24 protein-coding genes and 1 pseudogene are annotated in these 26,038 nt (G+C 58.3%); 11 read left to right on the top strand and 14 right to left on the bottom strand.

The features are described from left to right. Positions 1 to 5 precede the first annotated feature (5 nt). Positions 6 to 413, top strand: a complete 408-nt coding sequence (locus tag C9E81_RS04790) for a MerR family transcriptional regulator (RefSeq protein WP_122111197.1) — start codon at positions 6 to 8, stop codon at positions 411 to 413. Positions 414 to 574: 161 nt separating this feature from the next. On the opposite strand, the gene C9E81_RS04785 is transcribed toward C9E81_RS04790, so the two are convergent. Continuing rightward, positions 575 to 1,417, bottom strand: a complete 843-nt coding sequence (locus C9E81_RS04785; protein WP_208021107.1) for an arsenic resistance protein — start codon at positions 1,415 to 1,417, stop codon at positions 575 to 577. Positions 1,418 to 1,433: 16 nt separating this feature from the next. Further along, complete coding sequence (locus C9E81_RS22840) at positions 1,434 to 2,336, bottom strand: transposase (RefSeq protein ID WP_166461818.1); 903 nt, start codon at positions 2,334 to 2,336, stop codon at positions 1,434 to 1,436. Between the two features lie 332 nt (positions 2,337 to 2,668). On the opposite strand from C9E81_RS22840, the gene C9E81_RS04775 reads away from it, so the two are divergent. The 7 genes from C9E81_RS04775 to C9E81_RS04740 all read left to right on the top strand — a co-directional run bounded on the left by C9E81_RS04775 (position 2,669) and on the right by C9E81_RS04740 (position 10,830). Next, the gene (locus C9E81_RS04775) at positions 2,669 to 4,075 is read left to right on the top strand and encodes a DUF4123 domain-containing protein (protein WP_122111196.1); all 1,407 of its coding nucleotides are present in this window, start codon (positions 2,669 to 2,671) and stop codon (positions 4,073 to 4,075) included. Positions 4,076 to 4,304: 229 nt separating this feature from the next. Then, on the top strand, positions 4,305 to 5,774 hold the full coding sequence (locus tag C9E81_RS04770) for a hypothetical protein (protein ID WP_122111195.1): 1,470 nt from the start codon (positions 4,305 to 4,307) through the stop codon (positions 5,772 to 5,774). Next, positions 5,771 to 6,250 (top strand): hypothetical protein, encoded by a 480-nt coding sequence (locus C9E81_RS04765; RefSeq protein WP_122111194.1) that lies wholly within the window; start codon positions 5,771 to 5,773, stop codon positions 6,248 to 6,250. The genes C9E81_RS04770 and C9E81_RS04765 overlap by 4 nt, the downstream gene beginning before the upstream one ends. Positions 6,251 to 6,388: 138 nt before the next feature. After that, positions 6,389 to 6,970 (top strand): hypothetical protein, encoded by a 582-nt coding sequence (locus C9E81_RS04760; RefSeq protein WP_122111193.1) that lies wholly within the window; start codon positions 6,389 to 6,391, stop codon positions 6,968 to 6,970. Positions 6,971 to 7,194: 224 nt separating this feature from the next. Further along, positions 7,195 to 7,665, top strand: a complete 471-nt coding sequence (locus C9E81_RS04755; protein ID WP_166461817.1) for an autotransporter outer membrane beta-barrel domain-containing protein — start codon at positions 7,195 to 7,197, stop codon at positions 7,663 to 7,665. A gap of 335 nt (positions 7,666 to 8,000) precedes the next feature. Continuing rightward, the gene (gene dctP / locus C9E81_RS04750) at positions 8,001 to 9,104 is read left to right on the top strand and encodes a TRAP transporter substrate-binding protein DctP (RefSeq protein WP_122111191.1); all 1,104 of its coding nucleotides are present in this window, start codon (positions 8,001 to 8,003) and stop codon (positions 9,102 to 9,104) included. 1,294 nt (positions 9,105 to 10,398) lie between these two features. Then, positions 10,399 to 10,830 carry a nuclear transport factor 2 family protein gene (locus C9E81_RS04740; RefSeq protein WP_122111795.1) on the top strand — a complete coding sequence of 144 codons (432 nt, stop codon included), beginning with the start codon at positions 10,399 to 10,401 and terminating at the stop codon, positions 10,828 to 10,830. A 606-nt stretch (positions 10,831 to 11,436) separates the two neighbouring features. On the opposite strand, the gene C9E81_RS04735 is transcribed toward C9E81_RS04740, so the two are convergent. Both C9E81_RS04735 and C9E81_RS04730 read right to left on the bottom strand, forming a co-directional pair. Next, entirely contained in the window at positions 11,437 to 12,135 is a 699-nt protein-coding gene (locus C9E81_RS04735; RefSeq protein ID WP_122111190.1) for a peptidoglycan peptidase, read from the bottom strand. A 303-nt stretch (positions 12,136 to 12,438) separates the two neighbouring features. Next, positions 12,439 to 13,290 (bottom strand): cation diffusion facilitator family transporter, encoded by an 852-nt coding sequence (locus tag C9E81_RS04730; RefSeq protein WP_122111189.1) that lies wholly within the window; start codon positions 13,288 to 13,290, stop codon positions 12,439 to 12,441. 63 nt (positions 13,291 to 13,353) lie between these two features. Between C9E81_RS04730 and C9E81_RS04725 the strand changes: the two genes are divergently transcribed. Further along, the gene (locus tag C9E81_RS04725; RefSeq protein WP_007803330.1) at positions 13,354 to 13,704 is read left to right on the top strand and encodes an ArsR/SmtB family transcription factor; all 351 of its coding nucleotides are present in this window, start codon (positions 13,354 to 13,356) and stop codon (positions 13,702 to 13,704) included. A gap of 404 nt (positions 13,705 to 14,108) precedes the next feature. Here C9E81_RS04725 and C9E81_RS04720 read toward each other — a convergent pair whose 3' ends face one another. The 6 genes from C9E81_RS04720 to C9E81_RS22835 are packed head-to-tail and all read right to left on the bottom strand — an operon-like array spanning position 14,109 to position 20,858. Beyond that, positions 14,109 to 15,782: an ABC transporter ATP-binding protein gene (locus tag C9E81_RS04720; RefSeq protein ID WP_122111188.1), complete on the bottom strand. Its 1,674-nt coding sequence runs from the start codon at positions 15,780 to 15,782 to the stop codon at positions 14,109 to 14,111. Continuing rightward, positions 15,779 to 16,624 (bottom strand): metallophosphoesterase family protein, encoded by an 846-nt coding sequence (locus C9E81_RS04715; RefSeq protein ID WP_122111187.1) that lies wholly within the window; start codon positions 16,622 to 16,624, stop codon positions 15,779 to 15,781. The genes C9E81_RS04720 and C9E81_RS04715 overlap by 4 nt, the downstream gene beginning before the upstream one ends. 59 nt (positions 16,625 to 16,683) lie before the next feature. After that, on the bottom strand, positions 16,684 to 18,234 hold the full coding sequence (locus C9E81_RS04710) for an ABC transporter substrate-binding protein (RefSeq protein ID WP_122111186.1): 1,551 nt from the start codon (positions 18,232 to 18,234) through the stop codon (positions 16,684 to 16,686). A 56-nt stretch (positions 18,235 to 18,290) separates the two neighbouring features. Further along, positions 18,291 to 19,172 carry an ABC transporter permease gene (locus C9E81_RS04705; RefSeq protein ID WP_122111185.1) on the bottom strand — a complete coding sequence of 294 codons (882 nt, stop codon included), beginning with the start codon at positions 19,170 to 19,172 and terminating at the stop codon, positions 18,291 to 18,293. Between the two features lie 10 nt (positions 19,173 to 19,182). Then, the gene (locus tag C9E81_RS04700; protein ID WP_122111184.1) at positions 19,183 to 20,109 is read right to left on the bottom strand and encodes an ABC transporter permease; all 927 of its coding nucleotides are present in this window, start codon (positions 20,107 to 20,109) and stop codon (positions 19,183 to 19,185) included. Beyond that, positions 20,106 to 20,858 carry an HAD family hydrolase gene (locus tag C9E81_RS22835; RefSeq protein ID WP_243698512.1) on the bottom strand — a complete coding sequence of 251 codons (753 nt, stop codon included), beginning with the start codon at positions 20,856 to 20,858 and terminating at the stop codon, positions 20,106 to 20,108. Before C9E81_RS22835 ends, C9E81_RS04700 begins: the two co-directional genes overlap by 4 nt. A 140-nt stretch (positions 20,859 to 20,998) precedes the next feature. Between C9E81_RS22835 and C9E81_RS04690 the strand changes: the two genes are divergently transcribed. Then, positions 20,999 to 21,862, top strand: coding sequence for a LysR substrate-binding domain-containing protein (locus C9E81_RS04690; RefSeq protein WP_243698511.1), 864 nt, complete (start codon positions 20,999 to 21,001; stop codon positions 21,860 to 21,862). A gap of 228 nt (positions 21,863 to 22,090) precedes the next feature. Here the strand turns inward: C9E81_RS04690 and C9E81_RS04685 are convergent. After that, positions 22,091 to 22,723 (bottom strand): annotated as a pseudogene (locus C9E81_RS04685) (tyrosine-type recombinase/integrase). 136 nt (positions 22,724 to 22,859) lie between these two features. Beyond that, on the bottom strand, positions 22,860 to 23,267 hold the full coding sequence (locus C9E81_RS04680) for a winged helix-turn-helix transcriptional regulator (protein WP_122111181.1): 408 nt from the start codon (positions 23,265 to 23,267) through the stop codon (positions 22,860 to 22,862). A 241-nt stretch (positions 23,268 to 23,508) separates the two neighbouring features. Here C9E81_RS04680 and C9E81_RS04675 point away from each other — a divergent pair, with 241 nt between their 5' ends. Next, positions 23,509 to 24,096, top strand: a complete 588-nt coding sequence (locus C9E81_RS04675; protein ID WP_122111180.1) for a dihydrofolate reductase family protein — start codon at positions 23,509 to 23,511, stop codon at positions 24,094 to 24,096. 504 nt (positions 24,097 to 24,600) lie between these two features. Here the strand turns inward: C9E81_RS04675 and istB are convergent. Both istB and C9E81_RS04665 read right to left on the bottom strand, forming a co-directional pair. Further along, complete coding sequence (gene istB, locus C9E81_RS04670; protein ID WP_119752220.1) at positions 24,601 to 25,356, bottom strand: IS21-like element ISPve1 family helper ATPase IstB; 756 nt, start codon at positions 25,354 to 25,356, stop codon at positions 24,601 to 24,603. Then, positions 25,353 to 26,038 (bottom strand): Mu transposase domain-containing protein (locus tag C9E81_RS04665; protein ID WP_425010610.1); only part of this gene is annotated, 686 nt, incomplete at its 5' end. The genes istB and C9E81_RS04665, both read right to left, overlap by 4 nt.

Raw genomic sequence — 26,038 nt, 5'->3', positions numbered from 1 at the left:
AAGCCATGTCTGACGTTTTTCGTATCGGGGATCTGGCCCGTCTCACCGACACGAAGGTTGTGACGATCCGCTACTACGAAAGCATCGGCCTCATGCCCGTGCCGGAACGCAGCGCGTCGAACTATCGTGTCTATGGAAAGGCGCAGCTGGACCGCCTCCGGTTCATCCGGCGCTGCCGCGATCTCGGATTCTCGCTGGAACAGATTGCGGAGCTTGCCGCCCTTTCTTCCGACAGCCGGCAACCTTGCGGTGAGGTGGACGCGCTGACGCGCACCCATCTGGCCGAGGTGGAGGCGAAGATTGCTGACCTGAACGCTCTTGCTGCGGAATTGCGCCGGATCGGCGCGCAATGCCACGGCAGCACGACGATCTCCAACTGCCGCATCATCGAGGCGCTGGATCATCGACCATGAATGATGGTTGTGCCTGCGCCGCGCCATGACCGTAGCAGAGCAGGAGACCGGATGCTTCTGCCATCAGATGGGGCGACGTTCGCTGCTGGACATGCCCAAGCGCGGAAGGACGCGGATGTAGATCAGTTCGGCCACTAGCTCGACCAAGGTCTGCGTCACCATCACTGCCGGAAGCACGGGGATCGCGCCCGGAACAGCAAGGGCCAGCGGCAGCACGACGAGGGAGTTTCGGGTTGCGGTCGAGAAGGCACGGCCCGACCTGCAGCAGGTTGAAGCCCGAAGGCCCGTGCAATGCCCCAGCCGATGACGGCAAAAGCGATGTAGATGGGCAGTGCGGACAGCGCATGACGGCTGGCGGATCCCAGAACCGGAACCGTGGCGGCCACGACGAGGAACAGGACCACAGCCGTCGCTGGTACCGGAAGAAGCCCCAGAACGTCGCTGACACGCTGTCCTGTCGTATGTCGCGCGGCCAAAAGCTGGACAGCGCCAGCGCAGATCAGCGGCACGGCGATCAGCCAGACGAACGCATGCACGAACGGGCCGACACGCACGAGATCAGCGGACTCATTGCCAAGGAACACCCCAAGGTAAATCGGCAGTAGGGCCATCTGCACCAGCAGCAGCCATGCATCCGCCCGCCCCAGATGGGCAAAGGTGATCACGTAGTCGATGCAGGGCGTCAGCAGCACCATGAGGATGCCAAGGCGCAGCAATGCGTCGTCTATGGCAAGGTGGGACAGCAGGAAGGCAAGGATCGGGACGCAGATGAAGTTGCTGACGAGAAGGGCGCCCAGAAAGCGTGTTTCTCGGAATCCTCGGCCAATCTCCGGCAACGGCACCTGCAGGAATGACCCGACGGTGACGAACAGCGTGAAGGCCAGTGCTGTGTTGATCGCGCCTTCAAGTGCAACTGTGCCTGGCAAGGCAAATCCAATGATCGCGGCAAGGGCGACGGCCGCGAAGTAGATCCACACCTGCTGTCGTTCCAGAATGTCACGCATGTCGTTTCCTTGCCGCTTACCTATGGATGCCACGGGTGGCCGACAAAGGAGAAAATCGCGAGAGTCCGCTTTGGGCTCGAAGCCGCCTTGCGGCGCTGCAAAGAGTCCGGCCCCTGGCCCGAACTGCCATCAGGCGCACCCGGCCCAGAGCCGACCTCCACCGGTGGTTTTGATGCTGCGGTGCGCCGCACGATCGTGCCGGAACTTGCGCCAGCTGAATGCCGGCAGGCAGCCGATTGTGTTGAAAAACTCGGCTCTCGACTTTCTTCCTGGCATAACCCGACGCGACATACGCGTCGGTCGTGGCGATCTCCCGCGCCTTCTGGCGCGCGTGCTCGTGTCTCGACCGAGAGATTTTGCGGGTCGCCTGATTGGGTGTGCATCGGGATTTCAGGGCGCAGGCGGCGCAGTCCTGTTTTCGGGCGAAGTATTTCTTGAAGCCGTCCTTTCCGAACTCCGGCCGCCCCTTCGAGATGTCCCGCCAGTAGGGCTTCAGCCCATGGTCTCCGGGGCCGCGGTATTCGTCTGCCGTTTCATCGTAGATGAAATCGGTGGCCGGGTATGCGCCATCCTTGCGCTCGGATTTGTCGAAGACCGGGATGTGCGGCTCGATGTCCTGGTCGTCGACGAGCCAGCCGAGCATCTCGGCCGTGCCGTAGGCGGTATCCGCGGTCAGCGTGTCCGGGTGAAGGTCGAACCGTTCTCTGGTTCTTGTCAGCATGTCGCGCACGGCTCCGACCTCGGCCTGCCGGATTGGAACGGTGGCCTCGACATCGACGATGATCGCGTTGTCCAGATCGACCAGGTAATTGGTGCTGTAGGCGAAGAAGGGTCTGTCGCCCTCTCTGTTGCACTGGTAGCCGCCGGGGTCGAGTTCATCCCAGAAAATGGTGGTGGCGCCGGCGTGAGGCTCACCCATAGGCTGCCGCGTTCATGAAACCCCATTCATCAGGCACAGGCTACCATCCCCGCCAACGCGTCAATCAAACTGCTTGTCTCGACGGTGAATCGCTCGACATCATCAACAAACTTAAGCGCAGGGCCCGACAACAGCCGCTGCAACCATGCTGCGGGGATACCGCTCATCTATGCTTGCCATTTATCTCATTCGGTCGAAATTACAGATAAAAGTTTCAGGTGGTCTGCCTTGACCTCAGCTTTCTGTTCGTATTTTTCCTGCGCCTATTGACTCTCCGCTCGCAACGCTGCCTCATTACCTCAGATAAAAACATTGATCCATTGAGGCGGTAAATGGTTGAAAAAGCGGACATGTATGATCCGTGGCAGATGTCCGCAGTCGCTTTTTCGTCGAACGATCACGAGGGCGATATATTCCGCGCTGAAACCATTGAGAATGTCATGCCACTGGATCGCCAGAAAGGCATACTTGAGAAAAAGACCGCCCCTCCAGTGCTGCAGCATGTCCTGTTCGGTCAGCCTGAATCCATCGAAAGAGCAGACGATAACCGTGAGCTCAACCCGCCGATGCTGACCTACGCGGTTCTCGATGCGAATAAGGTCGCGAACCTGCGTGATATGCTTGAAACCAGCGGATTGGAGCATCGCTGCCTTTTCACCGGGAATGCCTATGACGAACTGAAGGACGGCGCGCCTTGGATTGTGCGGCTCGAAGAGGGGAATCGTTTTACCCGCAACTTGTTTACCGGAAGCGATACTCCGTGGCATCTGTGGGATTCCGAACCGGGCATCTATATCAGATCGCGTGCGACACTTGATGATCTTTGGCGGCATCTCCGAAAGTTCACGCGCATCCAGGACGAGACTGGAAACTGGTTCTACCAACGGTTCTGGGAACCACATGCTTTGATGGTATATGCAGAAAGCCAAACCAGCCCATTCACTGGCGCAAAGATCCATAATGTGATTGCTCTTCAAGGTGGGGACGCACGAATTGTTTTTCCCGGTAGCACCTCGACAAAGCCTCCGAAGCCGGTGCTTACTGTCAGAGACCGGCAGCTTCATGCCCGAAACGGAACGCGGAAATATGCCGTAAATCTGGCGAGAAAGTTCTTTGCCACAGCGCCGGGACAGGTGCGCCGGCTCGGACTTTCGAGTTCGGGACCGATGGCCACCTCTATCATTTATATGGGAAATGCGCTGGCGCGGTTCGAAATAACCCGTAGCGCGGATGTTGCCCGTATCTGTGCTTGCGGGCTATTCCACGGCATGCACGTCTTGCGTGATCCGCGCAACATTCAGCTCGTGAACAGCACGTTGGGCCAGGGTAAAAACGCTCCGCCCGTGCGGGCGCTTCATTTTGAACAGGATCTGCGAAGTAGCTCACGTCATGCGCTGCTGATTTCAGATGCGGGCCTGAAACGCGCATGCGATGATTTGGAAGCTCTTGAAAGCGATGGCATTCTGCCCACAGTACCTTATGATCATGCTGGCATCATTTCGTCCAAGGTACAGGTGTCCTTTTGGGCCGCCTGCAATATGGGATGGCATCAGGCGGGATTTTCTCCTGATGAGTCCTCTCTCCGAAAAACCGCCCATATGAGGCTCTCTCTTCTGTGGACGCCATACTTCTTGCAGGATCCAATGCATATTGGCCTGAAAGAGCTTTTCCTGCAAAGCAAGAAAAATGAGATAACTAAGCTGATTCACGAGTTGCGCCAGCGATTGAACGAGGGGTGAAGATTATGGCGGATGGTTCCGGCGCGCCAGTCGATGAATATCAAAGCGTGCAAGCTGTCGCCGCATCTGAACGCGGAAATGCAACCGGCGGTGGCTGCGCGGAATGCCATGACGGCAACTGGATCCATGTTCGTTACGAATATACCGAAGGGGATCCGATCACGGATGCCGTCTTTGTCGTTCAGAAACCGAATGATGGGGAACCGGGCGGTGAGGTGATCACCGAGGGGTGCTCACGATTGGTTCGCAAGCCGAGCATGACTTCGTTCACGTCGATCTGGGTGATTACAGCGGACCGGTGGAGGTGTTCTTTTTCGATGATCCTACCGAACCGGTTCCCTATATCGAACCGGCTCCGGTTGCAGATGAACGCGGCTGGTTGGAGCGTGCCGCCGATACCGTGGCAGATAGCGCGAAATGGTCCGGAGGCGTCCTTCAGGGCGATTTCAACGAGGATATGTCCACCGGGCAGATCATTACCAATGCGGTAATGACAGCTGTCCCCGGTATAGATCAGGTTGCTGACGCTCGGGATCTTATCGCCAACGGGAAGGCTCTTCTCTGGGATAAACGATATAATGAACTCGTGGTCTGGGTCGGGGTGTTTGCCTGTTTGATTGGGTTAATCCCTTCGCTGGGATCGCTCGCCAAAGGGGTGATCAAGATCATCTGGAAAAACGCGGGCGAAATGGGTCGCGTGCTGATCTATATCAACAAGGCGCTACACCGTACCGGGATCGCCAAAATCAACGGCTATCGTTTTGTTAAAAAACTTGGGGATGAAGTTGTTTCGAGAGTTGGAGAGGCAAGTCAAAAATTCGACGAGTTCCTGGATTTTTGCGCGTCGAAAGCAAGTTTCTTCGGTGCAAGCAGCATGCTCGCGAATATTGAGACTGTGCGCGGCATGGCACGGCAGAAATTCAACGAGGTTGCGACAGAGATCAGTACCAGAATATCGCGCGGGCTAGCGGAGTTCGCCACTCATGCGTGGCGGGTGATGCCGGGGCAAGGCATTATTGTGCGTCGTGCGATGGCGGCGACTCGCCAAGCTTATGACTCGTGGCAGGATACCATGCGGCGGATCGGATTCGACAAGAATGCGCTGGAGGCAGGGGCAGAACCGATTGATGCGAATGCGGCACGTTTTTTTGACGATGCTCAAATTCTCGCTTCGCGATGGTATAACGAACTTCTTTCTGACCCGAAACTTCCCCCATATTTACGCCAGCAGGCCGAAGCCTCCCCGGAGTTTTTTCGAAGACAGCTGGCGACATTTGGCAGCAAGCCGCGCTACGAAACCTTCACCCCGAAACAAAGCCTGTACCGTGTTATTGACAAACCTGACGGCCACACAGGCGGGTTCTGGAGCAAGGCCATTCCGCCGGATGATGAAGCGGCGTGGCGAGCGCGTGATGCCGTGAAAAACGGTTGGAACGAAGCGGGAGCATTCATTAGGGCGGAAGTGCCACCCCCCCCGGCCGGACTGGTTGGAGAGATTGCTCCGCAACAATTGGAAAATTATCCTGGGAAAATGTTGCGCGGCGGCGGAGAACAGGTCTGGTTACCAGGGCCAAAAGAAGGCGCTGTTGCGCAGACGCAGGTGAAAGAGTACTGGCACACGGCTTGGAATGACCGTGCGCCGATCAATCCTTCCCGTGCTTCTCTCAAAGCCGGAAACCCGAATGAGTGTGATTTATGAAACAGCAGATCGATGCTTTTAACGCAGCTCTTGCCGCCTTTAATACTTATGCGCAGATGCTGCACGATGCGGCTGTGGCAGTTCGGGCAGGAGATCGGCGGGATGATTTGATCGTATCACTGATGCGCTCGGAAACGGATGTTTTGCCACCGGATATTGTGGATAAATTGATTGAAGGGGCGGTACTCGTAAAGGAGGCGGCACCACGAATTCGAAATTTGCTCGCGAAGCCGGATGTTAATCAGGCCATTCTGTCTGTGCTGGCACACAGCAGGAATTTGGACAGAAGCTTAGAGCGCACACTTGACCTCCAAAGCCCGCCCCATGCCCGCGTGTCGCCACCATACAGGTTCTTCGAAAAATATGTGGTTCAGTTGCGCGCAGCATTTCCTCGTGCCGTCGGCGCACCATTCGATACGCCTCAGAAAAGAGCCTTCCAGCATTATTTGGAAACCGTCAATAATCCTTGGCGGTAGCTGGCTTCCGGGTCGACGACAGGGCGCGGTTTCACGGGATCAGGTCAAGCACTATTGGCATACCGGGTGGAATGATCGTGCACCTGTTAATCCTTCGCGAGCATCAGTTCGCGCAGGTAACCCAACTGAGTATGACCTATGACACCGACAAAGGCTTTCCAGATAGCGATAGAAGTCTACGATGCTTACGCGGATCGTTTGCAGACCTTCGCATACCGCATCGAACGAGGCGAGATTCAAGGAGCTAAAGCGGTCCAATGCCTCGCAACACCGACGGTATCAAGGGCCGATATCCATGCGCTCTCCACCGCCGTGCGCCGCATAGCCCGTCAGGCAGAAACACAGCTCGCGAAGCCGGATGTGGGTCTTGCGCTAATCGCCGTGGTAAGTGGAGTGCGGACACTCGCGCGTCGAGGTTATGATATCTTAACTGAAGATTGTCCGGACATCCAAGAGCCGGGTAGCGCGTTGCAACCGGCTATGGACGCCATGGATACGGCGTTCCCCAGGCCTCCAGAGGGCGCGGTCACGACCTCCGAGATCGAAGCCTATCAACGCCAATTGGAGCGAGCAAACCCGTGGCGAGATATATCACGAAGCTTTCCATTGTTTTGGCGCTCCTTTTTAGCACGTCGGCAAACGCTCAGGCAGATGAACAGATTCCAAACGGAATCATCGAATATTGGGCGAAATACGCTATTCCCTTGGAGGAATTTGTGAAGCTCAGTTACGGGATGTCTGAGCCAGAGGACGCATTTTCTTCTAAGTGGTGTTAGCAACCAGTGACAATATCACTACTATCTGCCGATCACGAGACGTGTGAACGTTTACTATTTGAAATGCGAGAGAATGGGCGCATCAACTGAATGACGGCCGTCTCCCGGAGCGTTAATGCGAAACTTTGCTGCAAGCGCCCTGACGTGCCTCCCGCTGGCCCCTCATTCATGACGAGAGTCTGTGGGTTTGAGCATCGCCGTGACGGGCTGCTGATCTCGCCCTATGGACGGCTGTCTGCGTCACGCTCCACGCTCGACATGTTCACCGAGGAGGGCGGCGGGGTCTACAACCTTACCTATGATGAACAGGTCGTAGAAAGCCTCTCGGGGACGCTGGGCTTGCGGTTCGAGCATTCCCGACCAATGGACTGGGGCAACCTGACCTCGCGCGCCCGGCTCGAATATACTCATGAATTCGAGAATTCGAGCGAGGCAAGGATTGGTTATGCGGATCGCGGGACATTCCCCTATGCGATCGATGTCGAGGGCTATTCACGCGACGAGTTGGCAATCGGCCTTGGCTTCGATGCCCAGCTCGGTGAGCTCTGGACCCTGGGTCTCGATTACCGCACTGCTTTCGGCACCGACGGTGACAGCCGCGATCAGACCGTCGCGGTGAAACTGGATGTCAGGTTCTAAGTGCTCGATAATGCGAATTCGTTACCGTTGAGTTCCACGAATACGGCGATTGCTCGGAGCCACCTGATCACCTGAATTGATCGAACGCGGCTATGTTGCACAAACTGAGCCGCATCGGTGGCGATTTCTGCGCTCCTGATTGATTGAAAAAGGGGTAATGGGGGCATGTTTGACAGTCCGGGCTCAAATTGTCATGATTTAGTATCTGAATTATCTTGTGATTTTGTTGCGCGGCCCGCTCGGTCTTGGCCAGAGCGGGAATTTTGTCCCGGGTCCTGCAAATCGGAGGTCATGGGTGAATTGTGTGACAAAGATCCTAAATAACAGGAAGTAATATGACTTATAAAACCATTTCTGCCGCGAGCATCGCCGCTTTGCTGATTGGCGCAAGCGGCGCCATGGCGGAAACATGGCGTTATGCGTTCGAAGAGGCGCTTGACGAGGTGCAGGGCAAGTTCGCCCAGAAGTTCAAGGAAGAGGTCGAGGCGAATTCCGATCATGAAATCCAGCTTTTCCCCTTTGGTACATTGGGTGAATCGGCGGATATCATGGAGCAGGCGCAATCCGGCATCCTGCAATTCGTCGATCAGTCGCCCGGCTTCACCGGCGCGTTGATCCCCGAAGCGCAGGTTTTCTTTGTGCCTTATCTGCTGCCGGCAGAGCAGTCGCAACTTGTGGAGTTCTTTCGAACCTCGAAAGCGATTCACGAGCTGTTCCCGCCGCTTTATGCCGATCAAGGGCTGGAACTGTTGACCATGTTCCCCGAGGGCGAGGTCATGATGACCACGCAAGAGGCGGTCAATTCGCCCGAGGATCTGAACGAGGTCAAGTTCCGGGTGATGACCAACCCGCTATTGGTAGACAGCTATGAAGCCTTTGGCGCGACACCCACGCCGCTGCCGACCGGCGAAATTTACGGTGCGTTGCAGACAGGGATCATCCAAGGTCAGGAAAATCCGGCCTTCTACATTGAATCGATGAAAATGTATGAGGTGACAGATCACATAACCCGCATCGGTCATAGTAATTACACCACTGCCGTGATGGCCAACAAAGAGTTCTTTGACGGGCTTTCGGATGAGGACAAGAAGGTCATCCAGGACGCGACCGCTGCGGCCTTCGACTATATCATCGAGTACCAGGAAGGGCTGACCGAAGAGTCGCTGGCCAAGATCCAGGAGGCCAAGCCCGAAATCACCATCACCACCCTGACCGAGGAAGAACGCGAACCCTTCAAGGCAACCGCCGAGTCGGTCGAGCAGAAATTCCTGGAAATTGGCGGCAGTCAGGCGCAGGCCATCCTTGAACAGATGAAGGCCGATCTTGCGGCTGCTGCGGGCGGCGGTGAAACCTCATCTACCGCCGAAAACGAAGACGAAGCTGCGGCAGCGGAAACTCCGGCGGAAGGCGAAGCCGTAGAGGGAGAAGCCGGCAACTGATCCGGGGGGTTGGCTCAAGATCCAGGACCTAGCCTATACTCCGCCAGGTCCCAGGGGATTGCCAAACTGATTCCGCCCCGCTGCTCGGATAGCACTCTGGCATGAAGGTCCCGACCTTGATGCCGAACTCAAGGGGTTCTGTCACAAACATTGCCGCTTGACGTTAGGGTTGCGGCGGATCGACGTTCTTGTCTGACACATCAGTTATTCGGGGAGGACAGGCGATGATCTCGTTCAAGGGCGCGCAGTTTGCCGGATGGTGGGTTCGCGAGCGAGGCCGATTGTTTACCACGCAGAATACGCAACCTCGCCTCGGCAGACTGACGCACGGGCATAGATGCGGTCCCTTCTACGCCGCGATCCTCGAAGGTTGTTTCCGCCTGACCAACACCGGGCGCAGCACGTGCCCCGCTGGAGCGCCTTAATCGGTCACTGTCGCTTCGCCACGCCGGCACGGCAGCTTCTGCTCACCCTGCTGCCCGACATGATTCACCTCTCGGCGCATGACCGGCTCATGTCACTGGCACCCGTCATCCACGAGGAAACTCGATCGGATCGGCGCTAGCGTGAAATGATCCTGGAACGTCTCCTCGAAGTGCTAATGACCGAGGCCCTGCGGTCGAGCCCCGGCCCCTACCTGCCACCCGAGCTATTGCGCGGGCTGTCGGACCCACATCTGGCAATCGCGCTGCATCGCAGCACGCCGACATGGCCGGGGCGCTGTCCAATTGCGGAGCTTGCCCGTGATGCCGGCCTGACACGATCGTCCTTCGAATGCACACTGTGTCCCGCGTTGTGTCGATTTGATCAGTCAGATTCGCTGCGCCCAGCATGAACAGCCGGTTCAGTGAAGCCGCGTCGCAGCGTCGCACAGCAGGGTTAATGGCCGGTTGCTGCGCGTTGCCGCCGTTGATGCAGGCGGCAGCGCAGAAGTGGCCCCAGCCTGAGCTGTGACGGGCGTTGAATGTCAGCTTTCCTGAGAATCCGCTCACCGGGTCGCACCCGCAGCGAATTCACACTTTCCGCCCTTCGGCACGGGGACCTTATCAGCCGGAGCGGAGATCGAGCACTCGCAGCGAATGACCGGAAAGTCCCGCTTCCTAGACCTTCCGGCCGCGCGCGGCGAACGATTCCTTTGATAGACATGGTCCTCTTGTCCCGGTCGCTGGTGCCCAACCTGAAGCTGCCGATCAACGATCTTGCGGAGAGCGACGCGAAGAGCCCTTTGCGGTCATTGTTTCATGGTGCGATAGGTGCCATGCTGTGGGAATACTTGCCGTTATGGAGCGAGCCAATGGATGAAGCAGTTCGAGAACTGTTCGAGCGATACCAAAACTTCTTCAAGCGTTCTCTCGCTGCCGACTTCGACAAGGAAGAGGTCGCGAAACTATATGCTTCTGAATTTATCGCGGCTTCCCCGGCCGGTGTCATGGCCGGGAAGAATGATGAGACACTCGTTCAAGCAATGGCTCAAGGCTATGAACATTATAGGGAAATTGGCACTCAGGAAATGCGGATACGCGGCCTTCGCCTTTCTCCAATTGACGACCTTCATTGCGTGGCTCACGTTTCTTGGACCGCAACCTATGTCCGGGGCGATTTGCCCGAGACAGCAATAGACTTCGATGTCCACTATCTTGTCCAGATTTTGAATGGCTCCGCGAAAGTTTTTGGTTGGGTATCCGGGGATGAGCAGGCACTGCTGAAGCAACACGGTATCATCTGACGTCCGTTTTGTCCCGCTCAATGCCATCTAGATCGCGTGCCGATCACACGGCCTGTGCAATTCCCGCTGGGAGCCCTAATTAATCGTGCAGACACCACGAGCTTCAATCGCATAGGCATCATGCAAATATGCATGAATGCTAAGCCGAGAGGACTGATTGGGATACACAGTCAAAAGATACATCGTACCTCTGGTCAACTCAGACGAGTAAGCAACAGTCCCTGAAACAATTCCTTCACTGCCATCCAACTGTCTGGTCATCCGGAATGTATTACCAGGCGTTACTAGTTGTGCCTTTCCCTCCTCTAAATCGAGAATTTCGATTATTAGTGCTTTGGGCTCACATCCTGTGTCCTCATAGCATATTGTCGAAAAATCGCATTGATAGCCTGATGCATCAGCAGAGTTGAATCCGGCGATAACGAACCCGCCTATGGCAATCGCAAGCGTTCTGCTTATTGTTGTCGTCATCATCGTTTCCCTGAGAGTGATGGTGAATGACTAACAGCGTATTTGACTAGGATAAACGGCTGCTTCGTCCCGCTTCCCAGACTTTCATACCGCAGCGAAGGGCTCCTGTGTGGACGGTAGCAAACTTAATTACGGCTAAATCGGGAAAACCTGCCTCACGTGATCAGACGCCATGAGAACGCTTGGCGTCGCGATCGATATGCTCTTGAGTACATCCCAGCAGTTATCAGGCGCGAGCGCGACAACACAGTATGGGTGATCTTGCAGTCTTGTCAAAAGCGCTGTTCGCAGGTCTTCATCCACAGATGCCAGTTCTTCGATAGGCCGGGGACTGCCAAGGGAGATCCCCGCGCTTAATGCCGCTTCAAATGGAAGCTCGGCGTTGTAGTAGCTACCATTCCCAAACAATAAATGGTTATCAACTGGTGCGCCGTAGGCTGAGAGAACAGCATAGCTTGCCAGTGGCCCTTGCACCATTAGCTTATCCGGTTCATTCGGATCAACATCTTCAATGCGATACACCGCGTAATCATCGCTTTTGAGACCATCAACAAATTCATAAAGCATGGCTTCGGTAACGCCCGCCTTCTCATCGACATAGAGGACACGAGGCCCGCCGCTCGAAGAGCGGAGAATGCCAACAGAGGCCCATTTAGCGCCGTCAGCCCGCCTGACCAATTCATCAAATTCGTTAATGTCGTTCCTGAAAATCAGATCGCCTGGATGCCAATCCCATTCGGCTTCTTTGAAGCGTTCTGTTTCTCCTTCTGCACTGGCGGACCACGACCAAAATGAAACCGTGGCAGCCAACAGAGAGAAAAAGGTATTTCGCATCGTAGTGTCCTCTTCATCGCATCAATGCCTAAAAGCAACAGAGACAATGCAGGTTTGTCCGCTTTTTACCAGTTTGATAGATAGGTTTCGCTGAGACCAGCATGAATGACCGGTTCAGTGAAGCCGCGCCGCGGCATCGCACAGGACGCTGAACGGCAAGAATGGGCCGGGTGCGCCTGATGGCAGTTCGGGCCAGGGGCCGGACTCTTTGCAGCGCCGCAAGGCGGCTCTGAGCCCAGACTCACCGATGCTGCGGGGCGCGCGAATGTCGGCTTTCGTCCGGCGCGTCGCACCATGATGGAGTTAGTCAGCTTCCACCAAGTCACTCCGGGCATCGCGGATGATCATCCACGACGAATGCAGGAAAAGCCCCGCGATCGCGAACGCGACGATCAGGTCGGGCCATGCACTGCCAAGCCACGCGACCAGCCCGGCGGCGATGACCACGGCGAGGTTGCCGATGGCGTCGTTGCGAGAGAACAGCCAGACGGCTCGCATATTGGCATCACCCTTGCGGTGCTTTAGCAGCGGCAGCACCGCGAGGATGTTTACGATCAGCGCACCTACCGCGAAGGCTCCCATCAACCCGGCTTCTGGCGTGGTCTGGTTGAGGACACGCCAGAGCGTGCTGCCGACAACGCCAAGGCCCAGAAGGCCCAGAAACACGCCTTGGATCAGCGCCGACCGCGCCCGCCATGTCAGGCTCCAGCCGATGGCGAGCAGGCCCAGAAACGTGATCGCACCATCGCCCAGAAAATCGAGCGCGTCTGCCTTCAGCGCCTGCGAACCGGACAGGAACCCGCCGAACATTTCGACCACGCCGTATCCGAGATTGAGCGCGACCACGATCCAGAGCGCGCGGCGACAGCTCGGGTCCTTGTAGGCCGGATCGGACGATGTATCGCCGTCCTCGATCTTCTCGAAACCGTAGCCGGTCGCGTCGAGCGCGGGCCGCACTTTCGGCAGATCGCCGTCCGCGATCCGCAATGTCATGATGTGGGTGGCGGCGGACACTTTCACGTCGCCTTCGGCCACGCCCGCAGACCGGGCCGCGCGCTCGATCTCGGCGGCATCTTTCGCGCAGTCCATGCCTTGCACCCGCATTCGGATCGGGGAGGAGGCTGTCGCCAACTTGCTGTTATCGGGCTGGCTCATGTGCGATCCTTTTTGTGGTGGCGGGCGAAAAGGTACGCTGCTAACGTATCAGTGGATAATGATATGACAGCGCAAAACATTCAAGACGATCTTTCGGCACCCGATACACTGGAACTGCGGGCAAAGCTCTTCCGGGGCCTAAGCGATCCCAGCCGTCTGACGATCCTCGATGCGCTGGTGTCGGACGAACGCAACGTGCAGGAAATCGTCGGGCATACGGGTTTGGGTCAGCCCAACGTCTCGAACCATCTGCGCTGTCTGCTGGAATGCGGGCTGGTCAGTCGCCGCAGCAAAGGCCGCTTCGTTCGGTATCGTCTGGCGGACAGGCGGGTCGCCGATCTCATCCGTGATGCAGATCAGCTACTTGCCTCGACAGCCAACGGAGTTGATGCCTGCCAAAGCTATACGGACTAACCGGCGCGACCTGCTGCAATGTCCTATCGGTGCGCCAAACCTGAAGCAGCCATCTGCGCATCCGCAGCGAATGCACCCTTTGTCCCGCTTTTTACCAGTTTGATAGATCGGTTTCGCTGCGACCAGCATGAATGACCGGTTCAGTGAAGCCGCGGCGCGGCATCGCACAGGACGCTGAACGGCAAGAATGGGCCGGAAAGGTGGCTCGATAGGCGTCAGGGAACGTGGACAGCATGTTGCGCTGCCGTAAGTCTGCTCCGGGCCCTTGCCGGAAGTGATGAATTGCTGCTGAAAGCGCACGCAGCAAACTCGTTGAAACACACCGCGGTACAAATTTGTGCTGCTATGCAGCGTGGAGACCGGTCTTTAAAAAGTTGGCTATACCCATCCGATCTTTTCGCAGGTCAGGCAGGCATGCTGTCCACTGTACGAAGCTCACTGTGGTCTGTTTGCTGCGCAGACAGGGATAACCGGTCAAATCGGGGCACTGCACTCAGGAGGCGCTTCGTGTAGGCGTGCTGAGGGTTGCGCAGGACCTCCGCGGTTGGTCCCGTCTCGACGATTTCCCCTTGATACATTACGGCGATCCTGTGACTCACTCGCTCCACCACGGCGATGTCATGGCTGATGAAGAGGAAAGCTACCCCCTCCTGCTGCTGAAGGCGGGCCATGAGATCGGTCACGCGCCGTGCATTCGACACGTCGAGCGCCGATACGGCCTCATCCGCGACGATGATCTGCGGGCTCACCGACAGGGCGCGGGCGATGCAAATCCGTTGTCGTTGCCCGCCGGAAAACTGATGAGGAAAGCGGTCCACGGCCTCTGCCGGCAGCCCGACCTTTTCGAGTAGGGACGCGGCCATGACACGGCGATGGCGGCGCGAAACCATTCCGTGCAGGAAAGCCGGCTCCGTCACAAGGTTACGGATCGCCATCATTGGATTGAGCGATGCGTAAGGGTCCTGGAACACCATCTGCATCTTCGCGCGATGCGGTTTGAGCGCGTTTGGCGACAACCCGTCGATCCGGCAGCCCAACAGCTCCACCTGTCCGGCGATGGGCTCGACAAGGCGCATGATCGAGCGGGCAAGGGTGGATTTCCCGCAGCCCGACTCGCCTACGAGGCCCAAGGTCTCGCCACGCCCGAGGGTCAATGAAACATTCCGAACCGCGGCCGTCGTTTTCCCCTTCGAGAAGAGCCCTGCACCGCCGAAGACCGTGGTCAAGCCCTCCACCCGCAACACGGGCTCTACTTCGGTTCGCGGCGGCGGCGCACCCTCTCCGAGCCGTGGCGTTGCCGCCACCAGCTCTTGTGTATAGGCGGCCATCGGGGTGGAAAAAATCTCGGCGGTCCGACCTTCCTCTACCTTGGTACCGTCTTTCATCACCACGACGCGATCGGCGATTTCCGACACGACCCCGAGATCATGGGTGATGAACAACACCGCCATGCCCGTTTCCTCCTGCAGACCCGCGATCAGAAGCAGGATCTCTGTCTGAGTTGTGACGTCCAGCGCGGTGGTCGGTTCGTCAGCAATCAGGATCTCGGGCTCGCAAATCAATGCCATGGCAATCATCACCCGCTGCCGCAACCCGCCTGACAATTCGTGCGGATATTGGTCGAGCCGATCGGGCTCAGGTATCTTTACCCGCTCCAAGGCAGCACGGGCTGCTTCGCGCGCGGGGCGGCCGCGTAGATTGCGATGCAGGGCCAAAGTCTCGCAAAGCTGCGCGCCGATCGTCATCACCGGGTTGAGCGAGGTCATCGGCTCCTGAAAAATCATGGCGATGCGATCGCCGCGCAATGCGCGCAGCGCTGCCGCAGGCAGTGTGGTGATATCGCTCGGATGCTTGCCAGCCAGTTGGATGGAACCATGTGCGATCCTTCCGCCCTCGCGTTCGATCAGGCGCAGGATCGACAGGGCCGTCGCGCTTTTGCCCGAGCCGCTTTCGCCGACCAGCGCCAGCGTCTCACCATGATGGAGGTTGAACGACAGGCCGCGAACTGCCTCGGTCTGTCCGAAGGTGACATGCAGGTCCCGGACCGCGAGGAGAGGAGGACTGAGAAGTGGGGTCATTCGGCCGCAAACTCCTGCAGGAAAGGCGCCAGTGGCGGCGTCCAGCGCATGGTCGAGGGGGTAAGCCGCGCCTCGAACGGTTCGTCGCCGATGACCTGCCAGTGAACGGTATCGGAAAGCGTCAACATGCCCCAGGAACGGGCGGGCTCGCCGCCGGTGGTGAAGCTTTCGGTCAGGCTCTGTTGGGTGATATGCGGGATGCCATCGACCGTGGTGACGGTGTTCCAGTGAACATGCCCGGCGATGCAGGCCGTGGGCACGCGGCTCTGGGTCAGTGCGGCGCGTGCGCGGTCGGCCTGCGGATAGGTCGAGGCCGCGGAATTGCGTTGGAAGTAGTAGTTGCCGATCTGGCTGTGGCCCGACATCGGGACATGGCTTGCCACCAGCATCGGCTTTTCCGCCTGCTGCGCGACGCGTGACAGCCATAAAAGATCGGTCTCGGGCAGGTAGAAACCCGGCCCTGGGTGTTCGCGGTGAATCCGCGCATCCGCCCGCCAGAGCGCAAGTTGCCACTCGCCAAGATCGATAAGCTCATTGTCAAGCTTGGCACCGAGAATTTCCTCATTCTCGGCCACACTCAGATGATCGCGATCATGGTTGCCGCAGATGTGATGCACGGGCATGTCGAGCCGCGCAAAAATTTCGGCCACTTCGCGTTCAAGCCGCGCGTCGGTCTGGCTGTCTATATCCGAGATACGATCGCCGAGGTCGAGCACCAGGTCGGGTCGCTCGGCATTTGCCCAATCTGTAAAGGCGGTCAGCAAGTCCAGCGCCGTGTCGCCACGCTTGGTATGCGAGGGAGCGCCGTGATGGATATCGGTGATGATGGCAATGCGGGTCATGATGTCGATCCGTGAAGTGAGGAAAGAGGTGGCCGGGCGCGAACGCCCGGCCGGAATATTCAGCTATCAGCCAGCGAGATGCTGCCGGCGCGGAAATCGAGCACATAGGGGATATGGCCGGGCATCGGCGCCCAGTTGACCGAGCGTTTCATGGCCCAGCTCTCAAAGGGACGATAGAGCGGCAGGACAACTGGATCCGCCTTCATTTCCTCCATCAGCTCAGCATAGGCCGCCTTGCGTGCGTCGATATCCGTAGAGAAGCGGAAACGTTCCCATTTTTCCGCGTATTCGGCATCGGTGTTGAAGCGGCCTTCGCTTTCAGACGGTCCCTCGGGCGCCCACATGACGCCGAAGGAGCCGAACGGGTCGGAGAAATACATCGGGTTGGACCAGTTGCGGGCCATCATTTCGGGGTCGTCGCCGGACCATTGGTCCTGCACGTTCACCCGACCGTTGATGCCGACCGCACTCCACATCTCCGTGATCGCCTGCGCGGCCAGCAGACCGTTGGTGTAATAGGTCGCGGCGGTATCATAGGTGATCTCGAACCCGTCATAGCCCGCTTCCTCGAGAAGTGCCTTCGCCCGTTCCGGGTCATATTCGAAGGTGGTCAGTTCCGGTTGGTGCAGCGCGCCCATCTCTTCCATCGTATGGGTTGATGGCACCACCGCTTTGCCGAGCCACAGCGCCTCGTTCAGTGCGTCGCGATCGATGGCCAGCGACATGGCTTGCCGGATGCGCGGATCCTGCAGTTTCGGGTGGTTCTGGTTCATGATCATCACGTGGAAGAGCGCGGTGGCCGTCCCCTCGGTCTTGAGGTTCGGATCGCGTTCGATTAGCGAGATCTGGTCAGGAGCCACATTGGTGATGATATCGACCTCGCCGGTCTTTAGGGCGGTGACACGGCTGGCGGTTTCAGCGATCTGCACGACGGTGGCCCGCTCTAGAGGAGCTATTTCGCCCCAAAACCCGTTGAAGCGTTCCCAGACAAGTTTTTCGCCCGGCTGCAGATCCGCGACGCGATACGGGCCGGTGCCCATGGGTGCCAGTGCAAAGGCCTCGTAATCGCCATCCTCGGCCAGTTCGGGATCGCCCGTCAGAGCCTTGGTATAAACTTCGGGAATGATCATGATCTGTTGTAATGAGATCAATGTTTCCCATAGCGGTTCTTCGCGTGCGGCATGGATGCGAACGGTGTAATCGTCCACCTTCTCGGCCTCGGTGAAATTGCCCAAACGATCCTTGGCGCGCACGACATAGGGCGGGAAAGTGGCTTGGAACATCCGGTTGAGCGAGAAGACCACGTCATCGGCGGTCATCGGGTCGCCGTTATGGAAGATCACGTCTTCGCGCAATGTTAGTTCCATCACCGTCGGTTCGATCAACTCCCAGGACGTGGCGAGTGCGGGAACCCATTTCGATTCCAGCTTGGAATGGTCGCGGTTTATCAGCGTGTCGAAGCTGTTGTAGTAGAACTGCGAGCCGACATTGGAATGGTCGCGGCCCGGATCGAGAAAGGGGGTCACATTGGCGGCGCCCACGGTGATCTCCTGCGCACCGGCGGCAAGCGGCAGCATGGCAAGGGTGGTTGTCAACATCAGTCGAAACATGGGTTGTCTCCGTTTCAGGGTTGGGAAGGGCTGTTCACGCATGGCTCCTGATATGGCTACCTGTCGCGCAGCCGGACATCTGTATGATCCCGCAGCCAATCGCCGAGGATCTGTACGGTGAAGGTCAGCAACAGGATGAGCAGAGCGGGGGTAAGTACGATCCACGGGGCGGTTGGCATGTAGTCCCGTCCAAGACCCACCATCGAGCCAAGCGAGGGTTGCGGCGGCTGCACGCCCAGACCGAGGAAGGAAAGCGTGCTTTCAAGGATCACGATATTCGACAGCGCCAGCGTGAATTGCACGACGAGCGGCGAGATGAGATTGGGCAACACATGATAGCACGCGGTGTAAAGCGGCCCTGACCCGGCAGTCCGGGCCGCTTCGAGAAAGGGCTGAGCGGCGATGCGGCGCACCTCGCCGCGAACGATGCGGGCGTATTGCTCCCAGCCCGCGATTCCCAGGACCAGCACCAGTACCGTCAGGCTCGATCCCATCACGGCCAGGACCAACAATGCGACGAGGGTAAAGGGGATGGCGATCTGCATGTCGACAAGCGCCATGACAAGGTCCTCGACCCAGCCACGACGCAGCCCCGCGACGAGCCCCAGCAGCCCGCCAAGCAGCAGCCCGAGCACGGCACCCGCGAAGGCGAGCGCCAGCGTCAGCCGCAGCCCGTACAATGCGCGGGAAAGAACGTCGCGGCCGAGTTCGTCGGTGCCGAGCAGATGGCCCGGCGCATGGCGTTCGAAGCCGAGCGGCGGCCGCAGTCGGGAAAGCAGGCTTTGCTCCAGCGAGTCGAAAGGCGTCAGTAGCGGAGCGAAAATGGCGGCGACCGCCAGCAGGACGGCGAGCAGTATGGCCGCCTTCTGTATGATGTTCCTGTCATTGCCCGTGCGATTGCTCGGGCGAGGCAGGATTGCATCGGTGAGGTTTGCCATCGCTGTTTCCTCAATTCTGGCCCAGGCGGATGCGCGGGTCGGCCAGCGCATAGGCGATGTCGGTCAGGGCATTGATGGCGACCACCGCGAAGGCGACGGCAATTACGCCGAACTGCAAAACCGGGTAGTCGCGGATGATGGCGGCATTGACCAGGAGCTGGCCGATGCCGGGCCAAGAGAAAATGCTCTCGATTACCACGCTGCCGGCGGCGGCCAGTCCCGCGATCTGCAAGCCGATGACCGAGATCACAGTGATCGCGGCATTGCCGAGGCCGTGACGCAGCACAACGCGCATTTCACCGAGGCCCTTGGCACGGGCGGTCCGGATGAAGTCCTGTCCCAGAACGTCTAGCATGGCATTGCGTGTGAAACGTGTGAGTGCGGCGACCAGCACACCTGACATGGCGATCGTTGGCATGATGAAATGCAGCGCCGTACTGCTGCCAACAACCGGCAGCCAGTCGAGCCAATAGGAAAAGATCAGAATCATCCCGATCGCCAAAACGAAGGCGGGCACCGCGTATCCTGCGAAGGCCACCACCATCACCGCCGATCCGATCCAGCTTTTGCGATAGACTGCGGCCAGCACCCCAAGCGGGAGAGATATAGCGATGGTCAGCCCGATCGAAGCCAATAGCAGTTGCGCCGACGGCCAGAGCCTTTCAGCCACGACTTCCGTCACCGGGCGCCGATCGACGAAACTCAATCCGAACTCTCCCGATAGCGCGCCACGCAGGAAGGCGAGATATTGCTGCCAGAGTGATTGGTCGAGTTGGAAATAGTCGATCAAGGCTTGGCGGCCTTCAGTCGTCAGCCCCTCGCCGAGGAATGTGTCGATCGGGTTGCCCGAAAAACGGGTGGCGATGAAGGTCACCGTCATAATGGCGAACAGTGTCACCACCGCCTTGACCAGGACGCGGGCGAGATAAGGGATCATCGCAAGTGGTTCCTCTGGATGTGGAAAAAGGGGATGCCGGCGGCAGCGGCGGCCTGGCCGTCGGTCAGAGCGTTGTCGCCAACGAAGACGGCGTCGCCCGGAGGCAGGTCCGCACGAGACAACGCGGCAGTCAGCATGGCCGGGTCGGGTTTGCCGAGGCACTGCCATGTGAGGCTCGGGCGGATCGCACGGAGTGCGGCCAGAAGCGCGCCGGTTTCGGCAACGGGCCGACCGTCATGGCTGGGGTGGGAAAGGTCCTCGTTCGCCACCCATAGCGGGATATCATCCGTGATGACGGACAGAACCTGCCCCATGGAATCGACTGTCAGGCAGGGATCGCGGCAAAGGAGCACTGACTCGGGGGCCTGCGATTCTGGGTCGATCCCGAGGATTCGGGCAAGTTCCTTGAGTGTCGGAGTTGCGCAGAGCGAAAGCCGCGTCAGGCCGAGTTCCGCGAGGCGACGCAGCGTGAACTCTCCTGCCAACAGAATATGCTCAAAAGGGATATTCAGGCCCAGTTCCAGCATTTGGGACGAAAGCGCCGCCGCCGTGGTGTCGGAGCGATTTGACACCACCCAAAGGCGGTCGCCGCAGGCCTCGACGAAAGCCGGGGTTTCCTCAAAGAGCCGTCCTTCGGATATAAGGCATCCATCCAGATCGCACAGCACGATTCCTGCTGCTTCCACGGCGCAGGGTTCCAGTCTTGCGAAGCGCGTGGTCGAGGGAAATGGGGTGGTCGCAGCGTCCAAGTCGGTTTCTCCTGGTTGGTCCGGGTGTGTGCCCGTCCTTGCCGCCGACCAATGAAGACGCAATGTAACAAGCTTGACACAAGACAAGATCAAACTAAGAGAAAAGCAATGTTCGAGTTTGGCTCTTCATGAAACTTTCGATGTCTCGCCTCGAAGCGGTCCGTGCCGTTGCAGAAGCTGGCTCCTATGCGGGAGCCGCGCGAATTCTGGGCGTTACGCAACCCAATGTGTCCGCGCAGGTGCGGGGGATCGAGGCGGAATACGGGGTGCACCTTTTTCGTCGCGAATCGGGGCGGCTTCTGCCAACGGATCTCTGCTTGCAGCTTTGCGATTCCGTCGAGCGGATAGCCGAAGCACGCGGCGAAGCCGAACGGTTGCTGCAGAGCCGGTCATCGTTTCGCGAGGGGCAAATCGTTGTCGGGCTGGGCAACGCAATGCCGGGCATGGCACTCGTCGCGGCCTTTCACCGAACCTATCCGAGAGTAACGCTGAAGGTCGAGACCGGCTCGCATCACAAGATCACTCGGGCTGTCCTGAACCATGAATGCGATATTGGCGTCTTGCCCGATGTTCCCGCAGATCCGCGTTTCCGGCGAAAGCATCTTGCGGAAGCGCGGGTGGTTGCTATCGCACCACCGGGACATCCACTGGCCGGAACCGGCCCCGTCAGTGCCGAGGCGCTCTGCAATGAGCCATTGATTTTCCGTGCCTCCGGTTCCTCCACCCAGCGGGCTGTGGATCGCATGTTTGCGCGGGCGGGGCTAAGCCCGCGCCCCTTCCTGACATTGGATGCGCGTGACGGGCTCTATGAAGCAGTGGTGAACGGCCTGGGGATCGGCTTTCTCTGGAAGGACAGCACGAGTCGGGAGGATGGCGTTGCGCGATTGCCGATCATCGAAATGCAAAGTCAGGCGATCCACGAAACTGTCTTCAGTTTGGCGGATGTGCAGGGCAGGATCGTCGATGCGTTCTATCAGGTGGCCGGGAATTTCTGGACCCGATGATCGTGCTGTGAACTGACTGGGTCGGCGGGCTCTCCCACCTCACAGTAAAACTAGCATAGCTGATTGCGTGAGTGCAGCGAATGGCGGTTTCAGTGCGCACCACCGTCGTTCATATTCCTGAAATGCTGCATGACGCATCAACGGCGGCTACGACGAGCCGCGCCGCTGCGTCACGAGGGCCTGGCGAATGGCCGCAATGGGCCGTCCTGAGCGGGCCGGCCCTTCGTCTCAAATTTCAACAGCTTCCGCAATCACGAGTGCATCCTCCAATTCGACACCGAGATATCGCACCGTGTTGTCCATCTTGGTATGGCTGAGCAAAAGCTGTACAGCGCGAAGATTACCTGTCTTGCGGTAGATCTGGGCGATCTTGGTGCGACACATGGAATGCGTCCCGTAGGATGTAGGCTCCAGACCGATGGACGAGACCCAGTCCCGAACTAGCCGAGCATATTGCCGGGTCGAGATGTGCAACCGTTCGTGAAAGCGTCCAGGCCAGAGATATTCGGAACCGATCATCATCGGGTCCTCCAGTCAGGCCGCGATTGATGTTCGCGTTCCTTCGGTAATCTCGAAGCGTACAGATTTGCGCGTCTTGCTCTGGATAATCGAGGCCCACGCCTTTACTTGGCCGGCCGCGTAAATATCAGCAACCTTGAGCTTCACGAGGTCACAGCCGCGAAGTTTGCTGCCGATGGCGAGGTTGAACAGCGCGAGATCGCGTAGGTTGTGCGCTAACTCAAGTCGAACGCGGATTGCCCAGACATGTTTCGGTAGCAAGGGGCGCTTTTGGCCGACGATGCGACCCTTGTTCCAGGCGGGGCGGCGGGCACGGATGGCGGGCAAATTGTCGATGGTCATGGCGGATCCTCCGATCCGCCATGCTCTCCGCATCATCGGCACAATACCGACGATTCATCATAGCATGGTGCGGGCGTGGAGATCCTCCACACCGGGACCTTCCCCGGTATAGACATAGAATTCATTCAACCCCGGGTTACTCTGATGCAAGTCGTCGCTTCATCCGTCCAACTGCCTCAGGCCCGCCTGTCGCAAGCTCTTCCGTGATGGCCCCCAATTCAGGGTCGGCAGCACGATAGCGGTTCCCCCAGACACCCAGTTCCACCAGAAGCGGCAGAAGATCGATCCCGGCTTTCGTCAGGCGGTAGACCGCCTTGAGCTTGTGATTGGGATCGTCGTGGCGCGTCACGATCCCCTCCGCCTGAAGGGTTTGCAACCGATCAGCAAGAGTGCGCGACGAGACACCCTCATCCGACTGCAAGAACTCTCGGAAGTGCTTTTTACCAGCAAACATCATGTCGCGAATGATCAACAATGTCCATCGGTCGCCGATTACCTCGAGTGACAGGTTGATGGGGCAGTTCGATTTTTCCTTGCCTGACATTTTTGCTTCCATTTTTAAATCACTTTACTATTGACATTATTGTGTCCGGCGTCAACAGTTCCAATTGTAAAGCAATTTAGACCCAGTTGGTTGGCATTGTTTTGAGGAAGGAGAATTTTATGACCCGCTTGAATCCTTTGAGGGGAGAAACGCACGCCTTTATGAAAGCCGGCTCTACCAGTGAATTTGGCGCGACGACTTTGGTAAACCTAACCACTTATCGAACTGGAGGATTCCCAAAATGAGAAAACTCGTTCTTCAGATGCAGATTTCGGTCGACGGCTTTGTTGGCGCTGACGGCGATCACGATTGGCAGGTTTGGGGCTGGGGCGACGACAACCGCTGGGACGAGGTGCTCAAGCGGGATTTTAACGCCCACTTCCAGTCCATCGACACCATCTTGTTGAGCCGCAAGATGGCGGAGGAAGGCTATCTGTCTCATTGGAGAGATGCGGCGAAGAGATATCCGCACGACCAGTTCTATGCCTTCGCGCAGCGTATCATCGATGTGCAGAAGGTGGTGCCGAGTGATAGGCTGGAAGAGTCCCGATGGGATCGCACAGTAGTCATAAGCGGGGACCTTTCTCGTGAGGTCGGCGCGTTGAAAGCCGAGGAAGGTGGCAACATCGCTGTTTTCGGTGGCGCGGGTTTTGCCTCGGCACTGGTCGCGGCTGGACTGGTGGATGAATTTCAATTCTACATTAATCCGGCTGCACTTGGCGGCGGAAGGCGCATCTTCGACCAAGCTGACCTCCGCAAGTTTCGCTTGCTTGGCTCGAAGGCCTATGAATGTGGCATCGTGGTGAATCGCTACGGTCCGGTCGCCTAGACCCGGTTCAAAATCCCTTGGTGGGACTGGCTAATTTTGTGGCCGTCACGGTCTTGGGGATGTCTGCAAGGGGTCGAACACGTCCGCACAGATGGCCAATCCGAATGTCGCAAAAGTCCCGCATCGCTGACAGGAATGATTCGGTTTCGCTGGGCAGCGCTCGAATGTCCGATGTGGAGATTGCCGATTCGCGGAGTTCATTGTTGCCGAACGACGGGTAAGGGCCGGGTGCGCCTGATGGCAGTTCGGGCCAGGGGCCGGACTCTTTGCAGCGCCGTAAGGCGGCTTCGAGCCTATTCCGTTGAAAAACTCCGTCATGCGAAAATCGCCTCGGAAACTTGGAATATTGTTCCGGCAGGAGGCCAATCGGTGTCAACGGCGGAGTAAAACCCGGCCACGCGGCGGCGCAAAAGTCTGCCAGTTAGCGGCACAAGCACGGAACGTCGGGAGGGCGTAGCCCGACCAGAGTTCCGTGCTTGTGCCGTTGGCATTTTTTGAAAGGGGTCAGCCGGCCTTTCGGGCGCGGCTTTGGGCAAGACGATAGCTCTGGCCATTCATTTCGAGAATGCTGACGTGGTGGGTCAGCCTGTCGAGAAGCGCGCCGGTGAGGCGTTCGGAGCCGAATGTCTCGGTCCATTCGTCAAAAGGCAGATTGCTGGTGATCAGGATCGAGCCGCGCTCGTAACGTTGCGAGATCAGCTCGAACAGGAGCTCGGCGCCGGTTTTCGACAAGGGCACGAAGCCGAGTTCGTCGATGATGAGAAGCTTGTATCCGGCCATCTGCTTCTGAAGGCGGAGTAAACGGCGTTCGTCACGGGCTTCCATCATCTCACTGACCAGGGCCGCGGCGGTGGTGAAGCCGACGGAAAGACCCTTCTGGCAGGCGGCCAACCCGATGCCGAGGGCAACATGGGTTTTTCCAGTGCCCGATGGCCCGAGGGCGATGACGTTTTCACGCCTGCCGATCCATTCGCAGCGTGCCAGTTCCAGCACCTGCATCTTGTTGAGTTTGGGAATGGCGGCGAAGTCGAAGCTGTCCAAGCTTTTGACCGCTGGGAATTTGGCGGCCTTGATGCGCCGCTCGACCATCCGCCTTTCCCGATCGATGAGTTCCAGTTCGACCAGCCGGGCCAGATAGCGGACATGGTCCACGCCTTCCGCCGCACATTGCCCGGCCAGCTTCTGATGCTCGCGCAGGAACGTGGGCAGCTTGAGTGCCTTGAGATGATGGGCGAGCAGGATTTCCGGAGCGTCGCTCATGCCATATCTCCCGCCAACAGCCGCATGTAGGAACGCGCCTCGGTCTTCTCGACCGTTGCCTTGGGCAGATAGGGATAGCAGTCCAGGTTCAGCCTGGGCGGTCGGCGTTCCACCCGGCACAACAGGAGATGCTTCACAGCGTCGAAGCCGATTGCACCCATGTGGAGCGCCTGCTTCACGGCGACCTGGAGATCGGCCAGATCGAAGGTTTCCAGCAGCCGCAAAACCTGGACGTATTCGCGGCGGCCATACCGGTTCATGCGAGCCTCCATCAGTCGGCGCAGTGTCGCGAACTCTTCGGGAAGGTCCCAGCCCTGAAGCGGCGCTGCCTGCTCAAGCGCATTGATCTTCTGCTCCAGCAGCGGCAGGTAATGGATCGGGTCGAAGACGATCTCGTCACGATCCCAGCACCGGGGATGACGGGCGATCACTTCCCCACGGCAACCGATGACCACCGTGTCGACATAGGCCCGGATCCAGACATCCTGATGTCCGAATGCGACCGGCACCGAGTAGTCATTAGTCTTGTAGCGCACCAGGGATTGGGACGAGACCCGCCCATTGTCCTGATCACAGGCCTCGAAAGGCGCGGCCGGGAATGGGCGCATCGCTGCCAGATCGTGTTGCAACCGCGCGCCGATGGTATCGCTTTCGCCGCGCAGAACATCGAGCTGGCGACGCT

This window comes from Paracoccus alkanivorans, from assembly GCF_003697785.1.
GTDB classification, from domain to species: Bacteria; Pseudomonadota; Alphaproteobacteria; order Rhodobacterales; family Rhodobacteraceae; genus Paracoccus; species Paracoccus alkanivorans.
This window is presented reverse-complemented; position numbering and strand designations above follow the sequence as displayed.

Excerpts from the sequence above, each read along its gene's own strand:
- C9E81_RS04790 (WP_122111197.1), top strand. The coding sequence starts at position 6 with ATGTCTGACGTTTTTCGTATCGGGGATCTGGCCCGTCTCACCGACACG.
- C9E81_RS04785 (WP_208021107.1), bottom strand. The coding sequence starts at position 1,417 with ATGCGTGACATTCTGGAACGACAGCAGGTGTGGATCTACTTCGCGGCC.
- C9E81_RS22840 (WP_166461818.1), bottom strand. The coding sequence starts at position 2,336 with ATGGGTGAGCCTCACGCCGGCGCCACCACCATTTTCTGGGATGAACTC.
- C9E81_RS04775 (WP_122111196.1), top strand. The coding sequence starts at position 2,669 with ATGGTTGAAAAAGCGGACATGTATGATCCGTGGCAGATGTCCGCAGTC.
- C9E81_RS04765 (WP_122111194.1), top strand. The coding sequence starts at position 5,771 with ATGAAACAGCAGATCGATGCTTTTAACGCAGCTCTTGCCGCCTTTAAT.
- C9E81_RS04760 (WP_122111193.1), top strand. The coding sequence starts at position 6,389 with ATGACACCGACAAAGGCTTTCCAGATAGCGATAGAAGTCTACGATGCT.
- C9E81_RS04755 (WP_166461817.1), top strand. The coding sequence starts at position 7,195 with ATGACGAGAGTCTGTGGGTTTGAGCATCGCCGTGACGGGCTGCTGATC.
- dctP (WP_122111191.1), top strand. The coding sequence starts at position 8,001 with ATGACTTATAAAACCATTTCTGCCGCGAGCATCGCCGCTTTGCTGATT.
- C9E81_RS04740 (WP_122111795.1), top strand. The coding sequence starts at position 10,399 with ATGGATGAAGCAGTTCGAGAACTGTTCGAGCGATACCAAAACTTCTTC.
- C9E81_RS04735 (WP_122111190.1), bottom strand. The coding sequence starts at position 12,135 with ATGCGAAATACCTTTTTCTCTCTGTTGGCTGCCACGGTTTCATTTTGG.
- C9E81_RS04730 (WP_122111189.1), bottom strand. The coding sequence starts at position 13,290 with ATGAGCCAGCCCGATAACAGCAAGTTGGCGACAGCCTCCTCCCCGATC.
- C9E81_RS04725 (WP_007803330.1), top strand. The coding sequence starts at position 13,354 with ATGACAGCGCAAAACATTCAAGACGATCTTTCGGCACCCGATACACTG.
- C9E81_RS04720 (WP_122111188.1), bottom strand. The coding sequence starts at position 15,782 with ATGACCCCACTTCTCAGTCCTCCTCTCCTCGCGGTCCGGGACCTGCAT.
- C9E81_RS04715 (WP_122111187.1), bottom strand. The coding sequence starts at position 16,624 with ATGACCCGCATTGCCATCATCACCGATATCCATCACGGCGCTCCCTCG.
- C9E81_RS04710 (WP_122111186.1), bottom strand. The coding sequence starts at position 18,234 with ATGTTTCGACTGATGTTGACAACCACCCTTGCCATGCTGCCGCTTGCC.
- C9E81_RS04705 (WP_122111185.1), bottom strand. The coding sequence starts at position 19,172 with ATGGCAAACCTCACCGATGCAATCCTGCCTCGCCCGAGCAATCGCACG.
- C9E81_RS04700 (WP_122111184.1), bottom strand. The coding sequence starts at position 20,109 with ATGATCCCTTATCTCGCCCGCGTCCTGGTCAAGGCGGTGGTGACACTG.
- C9E81_RS04690 (WP_243698511.1), top strand. The coding sequence starts at position 20,999 with ATGTCTCGCCTCGAAGCGGTCCGTGCCGTTGCAGAAGCTGGCTCCTAT.
- C9E81_RS04680 (WP_122111181.1), bottom strand. The coding sequence starts at position 23,267 with ATGTCAGGCAAGGAAAAATCGAACTGCCCCATCAACCTGTCACTCGAG.
- C9E81_RS04675 (WP_122111180.1), top strand. The coding sequence starts at position 23,509 with ATGAGAAAACTCGTTCTTCAGATGCAGATTTCGGTCGACGGCTTTGTT.
- istB (WP_119752220.1), bottom strand. The coding sequence starts at position 25,356 with ATGAGCGACGCTCCGGAAATCCTGCTCGCCCATCATCTCAAGGCACTC.